Origin of the sequence: Chryseobacterium rhizoplanae (assembly GCF_900182655.1) — a bacterium.
In the GTDB taxonomy this organism is placed as follows: domain Bacteria; phylum Bacteroidota; class Bacteroidia; order Flavobacteriales; family Weeksellaceae; genus Chryseobacterium; species Chryseobacterium rhizoplanae.
In genome coordinates this window covers 89,546-101,979 of sequence record NZ_FXTC01000013.1, presented here as the reverse complement: position 1 = coordinate 101,979, position 12,434 = coordinate 89,546, and the positions used below count along the sequence as shown (strand labels likewise).

At 39.4% G+C, this 12,434-nt stretch carries 4 protein-coding genes; all 4 read left to right on the top strand.

The genetic code is table 11. From position 1 onward, the window contains the following. The first annotated feature begins 10 nt into the window (after positions 1-10). Positions 11-1,144: a hypothetical protein gene (locus FN817_RS21050; protein WP_142719651.1), complete on the top strand. Its 1,134-nt coding sequence runs from the start codon at positions 11-13 to the stop codon at positions 1,142-1,144. 37 nt (positions 1,145-1,181) lie between these two features. Then, positions 1,182-3,779 carry a T9SS type A sorting domain-containing protein gene (locus tag FN817_RS21045; RefSeq protein WP_142719650.1) on the top strand — a complete coding sequence of 866 codons (2,598 nt, stop codon included), beginning with the start codon at positions 1,182-1,184 and terminating at the stop codon, positions 3,777-3,779. A gap of 442 nt (positions 3,780-4,221) precedes the next feature. Continuing rightward, positions 4,222-8,043: a DNA-directed RNA polymerase subunit beta gene (rpoB, locus tag FN817_RS21040; protein ID WP_047425671.1), complete on the top strand. Its 3,822-nt coding sequence runs from the start codon at positions 4,222-4,224 to the stop codon at positions 8,041-8,043. 80 nt (positions 8,044-8,123) lie between these two features. Then, on the top strand, positions 8,124-12,389 hold the full coding sequence (gene rpoC / locus FN817_RS21035) for a DNA-directed RNA polymerase subunit beta' (RefSeq protein WP_142719649.1): 4,266 nt from the start codon (positions 8,124-8,126) through the stop codon (positions 12,387-12,389). Positions 12,390-12,434 lie beyond the last annotated feature (45 nt).

The window sequence follows — 12,434 nt, the reverse complement described above, 5'->3', positions numbered from 1 at the left end:
ATCATCAGACATGAAAAACAGATTATTTACTATCGCTCTTTTATCATTTGGTTTGCCTGCATTAGCACAGGTTGGGATTAATACCGGGCAACCTCAGGCAACCTTTGATATAGTAGGCTCACCTTCAAACCCCGGTAAACTTGATGGCGTGATTGCTCCCAGGCTTACAGGGGTGCAATTAAAAGCTAAAAACTATACAACAGCTCAAACAGGAGCCATAGTGTACGTTACCCCAGCTGAAGCTACGCCGTCCGGGCAGACCATTGATGTGGTTTCACCAGGGTATTATTATTTTGATGGTGCCAAATGGCTAAGCATAAGCGGAAGCTGGCGTACAGTAGGAAATTCTGGTACAACAGCAACAACGGCAACCTTAGGAACTGATATTGGCAGCGGAAATTATTTAGGAACAAATGATGGTCAGAATTTGGTTTTGGCTACTCAGAAAAATGTAAAAGGGATATTAGATACGAATGGAACCCTGCAAGGTGGAAATTCCAATTCTGCAACGGGTCCTTACGCGTCATTCACTTGGGGATCCAATAATATTCTTACCAACAGTACCTCTTCTAATATTGCATTGGGAAAAGACAACACTGTCTCTGCACAGGGGAATTTTCTCGCTGTTGCTATCGGAATGGGAAATACAGCAAATAATGGTGCTAAAGTAATAGGGAATACCAACAATGCTACAGGACCTAATAATTTGGTATTTGGAAACCTTAATACCGTAACAGGGCTCACAGGACTCACAGTTGGGAACAATCATATCAACAGTGGCGGAATTGCTATCGGAAGCGGGAATACAACATCATTGAACAATATTGCTGTCGGTTCAGCGAATACAGCCACTGGTACAGAAGCTTTTGCAATTGGATTTTCAGGTCAGGCAGCAGCTGGACAGATGGTTTATGCCAACAAACAACACGCTTTCTTCAATAAAAATAACGGAACAGACACCATATTAGGAATCAATATGACTCCTACTGCAGCTACAGCTACAGGTGCTGCCATTCAGATGAAAGGAATCGCTTCAGGTGTTAATGCAAGTTGTTCTACTGCTGAGGAAGGTGCAATCCGATATAATACAACTGCCAGAGTACATGAAGGTTGTAATGGAACTAACTGGAAAGCACTTTACTAATTCAATATAAATAAACACAAACCTTAAAAAAATAAAAATGACCAGAAAATTATTCGAAAAGTTAGCTGCGATGCTTATGACACTGATGATGTCAGCAATAGTATTTGCGCAGCAGGGCTATGAACCGATCCGTGGGATGGGTGTAGAGGCAAAACCTGTCAACAATTCAGGGATCTGCCTGGCATGTTATAACGGAAGCATGAATCCGGTGGTGGACGCAAGCCTTGACAACAGCGTAAGCATGGGGAATTTCGCCTCCCTGTTAAGTGGAAACGGAATCTCTGTGAAGAATAAAAATACAACCTATCCGGCAGGATATATTACCGGATTCAATGTGGATCTTGGAACGAGTTTTATTACCATAGATCTTTTGAGTTCTTTGCGGATCAGTACTTATAAAAATGGTGTTCTTCAGGAGACCACTACCAACAGTACTCTTTTGTCAGTTCCGGCATTCGGAGGAAGCAAAAACAGGATATTCCTGCATTTTAAAACTTCAAAAGAATTTGATGAAGCAAGATTGTATCAAACCAATGTTCTTTCCGTATTCAGTGCTATGAATGTGTATTATGCCTTTGCATTTGATCCGGCAAAAGTGCCTACCGACAATAATGGTATTTGTGATGATATCATTGCAGGAAGCGGTGTTGACGGGAATGTATCCGGAAGCAGCAGTTTCCTGGCTCCGCTCTCTTATGTTCAGAATAAAGAAAGAATTGGAGATGGAAATAAAAACTCTTACGGGTCAATAGTTCTTCCGGTCGGATTACTGGGGTCTTATTCAGTTGGGGTTCTTGATAAAAATCAGGTATATCCTGCTGGTAACAGGACAGGTTTTGTAATAGAACCGGATGATCAGGGGAAACTGTTAAGTGCTGAGTTTTTGAAGAATATTACAATAGAAACTTATCTTTACGGCCAGCTTCAGGATTCAAAACAGTTGTCTGACGGAGGTGGTCTGATTAATATAAAAGTGTTGGGATTCGGTTCAGGAAAGCAGAAAGTTACATTAACGACTACTAAGCCTTTCAATGAAGTACGATTAAAAATTACGCAGACAGTTGGATTTAATTTAGGAGCTTTAAAAGTTTACTATGCTTTTGAAGAACCAGTTTCTTGCGAATGTGACGATAAAATCCAGACAAGTGGTTCTGCGGTACCTGGAAATTTGGTAACCGGAACTTCATGGACATCAGGTCCGGGATTCCTTGGTCTTATTTTAGCAAAGATGACCAATCCGGGAGCTATTGTAGATAATAATCCGTCTAATTATGCAACGGCTACTGTTCCGGCAGCGTCTTTTCTTAGTATTTTTTCAGCCTTTGCAACGGTAAGCAGCAATACTGTGCTTCCTGTCAATACGATGGCCGGGTTTACTGTAGAAAAAGCAGGAAATCTTCTTGGAGTAAGTGTTCTGGAAAATATTACCGTGACCTTATACAATGGAAATACCCTGACAGATACCTTTACAAGCTCAGGAAGTCTTATCAGCGGAAACTTCTTCACAACAAATTCAAATAAATTCTATGTTGGAGGAAAAGCAACAAAGCCATTCAACCGTATTAAAATTACATTCAACAGCGGAACTGCGGTTCGTTTCCCTCAGAATTATTATATCTATAATGCTTTTGCGAGCAGAGATGATGATAACGATGGTGTTCCAAACTGTTTCGATCAATGTCAGGGAGGAGATGATAATATAGATAACAACGGAAACGGAATTCCTGATTGTGCAGAAGGATGTACAGCCGTAAATGATAAATCTCCTGCACTGGATACAGACGGAGATGGTATTGTGGATGCTTGTGATCTGGATTCTGATAACGATGGTATTCCTGATGCTGTGGAAGATTTTGATAAAAATGGAAAATTCCAGGATGATGATAATGAAGGAGATATCCTGTTGACGCCGGTATTGGGAGATTCGGTTCCGAATTATCTGGACCTTGATTCTGATAACGATGGTATCTTAGACTTATTTGAATCAGGAATTCCAACATCAGTCATCAACCAGATTGATGCAGATCACAACGGAGTTATTGATGCCAATGTTCCGGTAGGTAAAAACGGTATCGCTGATATTCTGGAAACATCACCGGACTCAGGAATATTGAAATATGCAGTTAAAAATACAGATGGAGATGATAAACCGGACTTCCTGGATATCACTTCCAATGGTTCTGATCTTGACCTTTATCAGATCGGAAAGGGTAATCTGGATACTTTAGGAGGTGGATTTATCTCTACAATTAATGATCAGGATAAAGACGGTATTCAGGCTGTTGTAGATACTGACCTGGTGAAAAGAGGTTCTCCTGATTCTCCGCTTTCACCATATGCTTCATTGTTGAAAAATGCTTCTAAAACTGCTGCAAAAACCACAGCTGCGGAAATTGATGATGCTGCCAATGATGTGAAAGTATATCCAAACCCCGTAAAAGCAGGAGAAAATCTTAGAATTACCTCTGCAGAAGAAGGAGTGTATACTCTGTTCTCAGCACAGGGACAGGTAATTAAGGCAGATAAGTTTAATGCCAATACCGGTATTGATACATCTTCACTTCCTACAGGAGTTTATATCATTAAAATAGAAACCAAATCAAAAATAAAATCTTATAAGGTTATTGTGAAATAGTCATAAGATTAGCTTGTGTTGTGGAGGGGTTGCTCATATTTGAGCAGCCTCTCTTGTTTTTAAGAGTCTCAAAATGAGATGATTTATTTGTTATTGTGGATAGATTTTTGTATCTTTGCCCTTCTTTTGGCGCGAAAAATTGTTTGTAAATTTATAAAATACTGAAAATCAACTCTTTCATTGTGGAAACGTGAGAGGGATTTCGTATATGTAGATATTGCGGTAATGCTGCCTCAAAAGTAATAAAAATATTTTGCATTACACTGTGAAAAGATATACCAGTGTTGCAGTTAGAAAGAGCCAAGTGCATAGTTAAAAGAGTCCTGAGGTCTTCTGTGAGCGCCAAAAACACTTTTACCTTTTACTTTTACCTTGTTTTTTGTTCTTTTTCTGATATTTTTTAATGAATCAAAATATTTTTTAACCCTTTCTTAAAAGTTTTATGAGTAAAACAAAATCAACAACTCAAGGAAATCCGAGAATTAATTTCTCATCAGCGAAAGGAAAAATCATCACTCCGGACTTTTTGGATATCCAAATTGAGTCTTTCAGAGAATTTTTCCAGCTTGATACACTTCCTGAAGCCAGAAAGACAGAAGCTCTTTACAAGACTTTCCAAGAGAATTTCCCAATTACGGATTCTAGAAACCAATTCGTATTAGAATTCTTAGACTACCTGGTAGATTCTCCACGTTATTCAATTGATGAGTGTGTGGAAAGAGGACTTACTTATTCAGTTCCTCTAAAAGCTAGACTTAAATTGTATTGTACTGACCCGGAACACGAAGATTTCCAGACAGTGGTTCAGGATGTATATTTAGGTCCGGTTCCTTATATGACGCCAAGTGGTTCTTTCATCATCAACGGTGCTGAGAGAGTTATTGTTACGCAGCTTCACCGTTCACCTGGTGTATTCTTCGGGCAAACTTACCACGCGAACGGGACCAAACTTTACTATTCAAGAATTATCCCTTTCAAAGGATCTTGGATGGAATTTACAACCGATATCAACAGCGTGATGTACGCGTATATCGACCGTAAGAAAAAATTACCATTAACAACTTTATTAAGAGCTATCGGATACGAATCTGATAAAGATATCCTTCAGATCTTCGACCTTGCGGAAGAAGTGAAAGTTTCTAAAGCTGCCCTTAAAAAAGTGGAAGGGAGAACATTGGCTGCGAGAGTATTGAACACCTGGTTCGAAGATTTCGTAGACGAAGATACAGGTGAGGTAGTTTCTATTGAAAGAAACGAAATCATCCTGGATAGAGAAACAATCCTTGAAAAAGAACACTTAGATCTTATCCTGGATGCTGGTGTGAAATCAATCCTGATTCACAAAGAAAACAGCAACGAATTCTCTATCATCCAGAATACATTACAAAAAGACCCTACTAACTCTGAAAAAGAAGCGGTAGAGTATATTTATCGTCAGTTAAGAAACGCAGATCCGCCAGATGAGGAAACGGCAAGAGGAATCATTGAAAAATTATTCTTCTCTGAGCAGAGATACTCTTTAGGTGAAGTTGGACGTTACAGATTGAACAAAAAGTTAGGTCTTAACATTCCTACAACAACTGAGGTTCTTACAAAAGAAGATATCATTGCGATCGTAAGACACTTAATCGAATTGGTAAACTCTAAAGCTGAGGTTGATGATATTGACCACTTATCAAACAGAAGAATTAAAACTGTTGGTGAGCAGTTAGCAGGACAGTTCGGAGTAGGTCTTTCAAGAATTGCAAGAACAATCAAGGAAAGAATGAACGTTAGAGATAACGAAATCTTTACGCCGCTTGACCTTGTAAATGCGAAGACATTAACATCTGTAATCAACTCATTCTTTGGTACCAACCAGCTTTCTCAGTTCATGGACCAAACCAACCCGTTATCAGAGATCACTCACAAGAGAAGATTATCTGCACTAGGGCCTGGTGGTTTATCAAGAGAAAGAGCAGGTTTCGAGGTTCGTGACGTTCACCATACTCACTACGGAAGAATTTGTCCGATTGAAACTCCGGAAGGACCAAACATCGGTTTGATTTCATCTCTGGGGATCTATGCGAAAATCAACAACCTTGGTTTCATCGAAACTCCATATAGAAAAGTAGAAGGTGGTAAGATTGATCTTAACGCTGACCCTATTTACTTAAATGCAGAAGATGAAGAAGATAAAGTAATTGCTCAGGCAAACGTTGAATTGAGTGATAACGGAGACTTCTTAACAGACAGAATTATTGCAAGATTGGATGGTGATTATCCGGTAGTGGAGCCTGCTCAGGTGAACCTTATCGACGTAGCTCCAAACCAGATCTCAGGTATTTCCGCTTCATTGATTCCTTTCCTGGAGCATGATGATGCGAACCGTGCATTGATGGGATCTAACATGATGCGTCAGGCCGTTCCTCTATTGAAGCCACAGGCTCCAATCGTTGGTACAGGGCTTGAGCAGCAGGTTGCAAGAGATTCAAGAATCTTAATTAACGCTGAAGGTACAGGTACTGTAGAGTACGTAGATGCTGACAGAATCGTTATTAAATATGAAAGAAGTGAAGACGAAGATTTAGTACAATTCGAGTCTGCTACTAAAACATACAAACTTACTAAGTTCAGAAAAACCAACCAGAGTACAACAATTACCCTAAGACCAAACGTAAGAGTAGGTGATGTAGTGGAAAAAGGACAGGTACTTTGCGACGGTTATGCTACTGAAAAAGGAGAATTGGCTCTTGGTAGAAACTTAGTGGTAGCGTTCATGCCTTGGAAAGGGTACAACTTCGAGGATGCAATCGTAATCAACGAAAAAGTTGTACGTGAAGACTGGTTTACTTCAATCCACGTAGATGAGTATTCTCTTGAAGTTCGTGATACCAAATTAGGTATGGAAGAGCTTACAGCAGATATTCCAAACGTATCTGAAGAAGCTACTAAAGATCTTGACGAGAACGGTATGATAAGAATCGGTGCTGAAGTGAAGCCTGGAGATATCATGATTGGTAAAATTACTCCAAAAGGTGAATCTGACCCGACTCCTGAAGAAAAACTTCTTAGAGCAATCTTCGGTGATAAAGCTGGTGATGTAAAAGATGCATCATTAAAAGCTGACTCTTCATTAAGAGGAGTTGTTATCAACAAGAAATTGTTCTCCAGAAACATTAAAGACAAAAAGAAAAGAACTGAAGAAAAACTTAGACTTGAAGAAATTGAAAACACTTACAAGGCTAAATTTGACGAGTTGAGAAATACTTTAATTGAAAAATTAAATACACTGGTAAGCGGTAAAACTTCTCAAGGGGTACAAAATGACCTTGACGAAGAAATCATCGGTAAAGGTGTGAAATTTACTCACAAGTTATTAACTTCAGTTGAAGATTATGTAAACGTTAGTGGTGCAGACTGGACAGTTGACGCTGACAAAAATGAATTGATCAAACAATTAATTCACAATTACAAAATCAAATATAACGACATCCAAGGAGTTAAAAACCGTGAGAAATTTGCAATTTCAATCGGAGATGAGCTTCCGGCAGGGATCATGAAGTTGGCTAAAGTTTACATCGCTAAGAAACGTAAACTGAATGTAGGAGATAAGATGGCAGGACGTCATGGTAACAAAGGTATCGTTTCAAGAATCGTTCGTGAAGAAGATATGCCGTTCTTAGAAGATGGAACACCAGTAGATATCGTATTGAATCCACTAGGGGTACCTTCTCGTATGAACATCGGTCAGATCTATGAAACCGTTCTTGGATGGGCTGGTCAGAAACTGGGAATGAAGTTCGCTACACCAATCTTTGATGGAGCTACTCTGGATCAGATTACTGAATATACAGAGAAAGCAGGTCTTCCTAAATTCGGTCACACTCACCTTTATGATGGTGGTACCGGAGAAAGATTTACTCAGGCTGCGACAGTAGGTATCATTTACATGTTGAAACTAGGACACATGGTTGATGATAAGATGCACGCACGTTCTATTGGGCCTTACTCATTGATTACTCAGCAGCCGTTAGGAGGTAAAGCTCAGTTCGGGGGTCAGAGATTCGGAGAGATGGAGGTTTGGGCACTTGAAGCATTCGGTGCATCCAATATCCTGAGAGAAATCCTGACTGTGAAGTCGGATGACGTGATTGGTAGAGCAAAAACTTATGAAGCAATTGCAAAAGGTGAATCTATGCCTGAACCAGGTATTCCGGAATCATTCAATGTATTACTTCACGAGTTACAAGGACTTGGACTTGATGTAAGACTTGAGGAATAATTTTAAATTTTGCCTGTTGAATTTTGAACCCGTTCAGAATTCTATCCAAAATTTATAATCCAAAATCTAAAATCTAAAAAATGTCAAATAAAAATAAAACAAGTAGATTTAATAAAATAACCATCGGTTTAGCTTCACCGGAGTCTATTTTACAAGACTCAAGAGGGGAGGTTTTAAAACCGGAAACTATTAACTACAGAACTCACAAACCTGAAAGAGACGGATTATTCTGTGAGAAAATCTTTGGTCCTGTAAAAGATTACGAATGTGCTTGTGGTAAATACAAGAGAATTCGTTACAAAGGGATCGTTTGTGACCGTTGTGGTGTAGAAGTTACTGAGAAAAAAGTAAGAAGAGAAAGAATCGGACACATTGGTTTGGTTGTTCCTATTGCTCATATCTGGTACTTCCGTTCATTGCCAAACAAAATCGGATACCTTTTAGGAATCCCTTCTAAGAAATTAGATATGATCATCTACTACGAAAGATATGTAGTGATTCAGCAGGGTATTGCTAAAAAATTAGATGGTTCCGATTTCGAAAATATGGAATTCCTTACAGAAGAAGAGTACCTTGATATTATGGAAACTCTTCCTGTAGAAAATCAGTATCTTGATGATTCTGATCCAAACAAATTCATCGCCAGAATGGGTGCTGAAGCTGTGGAAGATCTGTTAAAAAGAATCGATCTTGATGCATTGTCTTTCGACTTGAGACACAAAGCTCACAACGAAGGTTCAAAACAAAGAAGAACAGAAGCTCTGAAAAGATTGAATGTTGTAGAAGCATTGAGAGGTGCTAATACAAGAATGATCAACAGACCAGAGTGGATGATCATGCGTGTACTTCCTGTTATCCCACCAGAATTAAGACCATTGGTTCCATTGGATGGAGGACGTTTCGCAACTTCTGACTTGAATGACCTTTATAGAAGAGTAATTATCAGAAATAACCGTTTGAAGAGATTATTGGAGATCAAAGCTCCTGAAGTAATCTTGAGAAACGAGAAGCGTATGCTTCAGGAATCAGTAGATTCATTATTCGATAACACAAGAAAATCTTCTGCAGTAAAATCTGAATCAAACAGACCATTGAAATCACTTTCTGATTCATTGAAAGGTAAGCAGGGTCGTTTCCGTCAGAACTTACTAGGGAAAAGGGTAGATTACTCTGCGCGTTCCGTAATTGTTGTAGGTCCAAACTTACAGCTTCACGAATGTGGTATTCCTAAAGATATGGCAGCTGAACTTTACAAACCGTTTATCATTAGAAAACTAATTGAAAGAGGGATTGTAAAAACTGTAAAATCTGCAAAGAGAATTATTGATAGAAAAGAACCGGTAGTTTACGATATCCTTGAAAACGTGATGAAAGGTCACCCTGTTCTATTGAACAGAGCACCTACGCTTCACAGACTGGGTATCCAGGCTTTCCAACCTAAGATGATCGAAGGTAAGGCAATCCAGCTACACCCGTTGGTAACAACAGCATTCAACGCCGATTTCGATGGTGACCAGATGGCGGTGCACTTACCGTTAGGACCAGAGGCAATCCTTGAAGCTCAGTTATTGATGTTAGGTTCTCAAAACATTTTGAACCCTGCAAACGGTTCTCCGATTACAGTACCTTCTCAGGACATGGTTCTTGGTCTTTATTTCATGACTAAAGAATTGAGCTCTACAGAAGATATGAAAGTAAAAGGAGAAGGTCTTGCATTCTATTCTCCTGAGGAAGCGGAAATCGCTTATGCTGAAGGTAGAGTTTCTTTAAATGCTAAGGTAAGATGTAGACTACCTGTTAAAGAAGATGGAGTAATAGTAACAAGATTGATCGAAACTTCTGTAGGTAGAATTTTATTCAACCAGATTGTACCTAAGCAGGTAGGATATATCAATGAACTTCTTACGAAGAAATCATTGAGAAACGTTATCGGTAAGATCCTTGCTGATACAGATTTCCCTACCACTGTGAAGTTCCTTGATGCAATGAAAGACTTAGGATATTCAAACGCATTCAAAGGAGGTCTTTCATTCTCACTTGGGGATATTGTAGTTCCTGTTGAGAAAAAGCAGATGATTGCTTCTTCCATTGAAACTGTAGACGAAATTAGAGCTAACTATAACATGGGTCTAATTACCGATACAGAACGTTATAACCAGGTAATCGACGTTTGGACAAACACCAACGCAGGATTAACTGAAATGATCATGAGCAGAATGAAAACTGACCAAGGTGGTTTCAACTCTGTATATATGATGCTTGACTCTGGAGCGAGGGGTTCTAAAGAACAGATCCGTCAGTTATCAGGGATGAGAGGTTTGATGGCAAAACCGCAGAAAGCCGGTTCTACCGGAGCGGAGATCATCGAAAACCCGATTCTTGCCAACTTTAAGGAAGGTCTTTCAATTCTAGAGTACTTTATCTCTACCCACGGTGCCCGTAAAGGTCTTGCGGATACCGCTCTTAAGACAGCTGATGCTGGTTACTTAACGAGAAGATTGGTAGACGTTGCACAGGACGTTATCGTTACAGAAGATGACTGTGGAACGCTGAGAGGTACAGAAGTTACTGCACTTAAGAAAAATGATGAGATCGTTGAAAAAATCTCTGAAAGAATCTTAGGTAGAGTATCGCTACATAATATTTACGATCCTGAAACTGACGAGCTTATTGCAAGCGCAGATCAGGTGATCATTGAAGCATTGGCGAAAAGAATCGAAGAAGCTGGATTAGAATCAGTTGAGGTTCGTTCACCATTAACTTGTGAAGCTAAGAAAGGTATCTGTGCTAAATGTTACGGAAGAAACTTAGCAACAGGTAAAGTGATCCACATGGGTGAAGCGGTAGGTGTAATTGCAGCACAGTCAATTGGGGAACCTGGTACTCAGCTTACGTTGAGAACCTTCCACCAAGGGGGTACTGCAGGAAACGTATCAGAAAACCCGTCTATCGTTGCAAGAAGAGATGGTATCGTTGAAATGGATGAAGTAAGAACGATTACTTCTGAAGATGAAAACGGTAATACAGCTGAGGTTGTCGTTTCCCGTTCAACAGAATTCAGATTAGTTGCTGATAATGAGCTTAGAACTCCATTAATGGTAGCTAACGTACCTTACGGATCTATATTAGCTGTAAAACCAGGTGATAAAGTGAAGAAAGGGGATACAATCTGTAGATGGGATCCATATAACGCGGTAATTATTGCTGAAACTTCAGGTAAGGTAGAATACGAGGATATTATCCAGGGTATTTCATTCCAACTTGAAATTGACGAACAAACAGGATTCGAAGAGAAAGTAATCTCTGAATCCAGAAATAAGAAAGCCGTACCTACCTTGAAGGTGGTAGACTCTAAAGGTGTTGAGCAGAAAGCTTACAACTTACCGGTAGGAGCCCACTTAATGGTTAACGATGGTGAAAAAATTAAGGCTGGTAAAGTCTTAATCAAAATCCCAAGAAAATCTGCGAAAGCAGGGGATATCACCGGAGGTCTTCCGAGAGTTACCGAATTATTCGAAGCTAGAAACCCTTCAAACCCAGCGGTTGTTACTGAAATCGACGGGGTAGTTTCTTACGGAAAAATTAAGAGAGGTAACCGTGAACTTATTGTTGAAGCTAAAACTGGAGAAAGAAAAATTTATTTAGTTAAATTATCAAACCAGATCTTAGTACAGGAGAATGACTTCGTAAGAGCAGGTTCTCCGCTTTCTGACGGTTCTATTACGCCGGAAGATATCTTAAGAATTAAAGGCCCAACAGCAGTTCAGGAATACTTGGTAAATGAGATTCAGGAAGTTTACCGTCTACAGGGGGTAAAAATCGACGACAAGCACTTCGAAATTATCGTAAGACAGATGATGACGAAAGTATCTATCGTAGATGGAGGTGATACTCAATTCCTTGAAGGAGCTCTTGAGCACAAGTATGATTTCTTGGAAGAAAACAACAGAGTATTCGGTCTTAAAGTAGTAGTAGATGCTGGTGATTCTAAAGAATTCATGCCAGGTCAGATGATTACTGCAAGAGAATTAAGAGATGAAAACTCTAAGTTGAAGCGTGAAGATTTAGCATTGGTAGAAGTAAGAGAAGCTCTTCCTGCTACAGCAACTCCTGTACTGCAAGGTATTACAAGAGCTGCCCTTCAGACTAAGTCATTCATGTCTGCAGCATCGTTCCAGGAAACAACTAAAGTTCTTAACGAAGCAGCGGTTGCTGGTAAAGTAGACGATCTTAACGGTCTTAAAGAAAATGTAATTGTAGGTCACAGAATCCCTGCAGGTACAGGTCTTAAAGAGTATCAGAACGTTATTGTAGGTTCTAAGAAAGAATTCGAAGACCTTAACTAAAATTAATGATTTGAAATTTGGGATTTGAAATTATTTTTATATTTT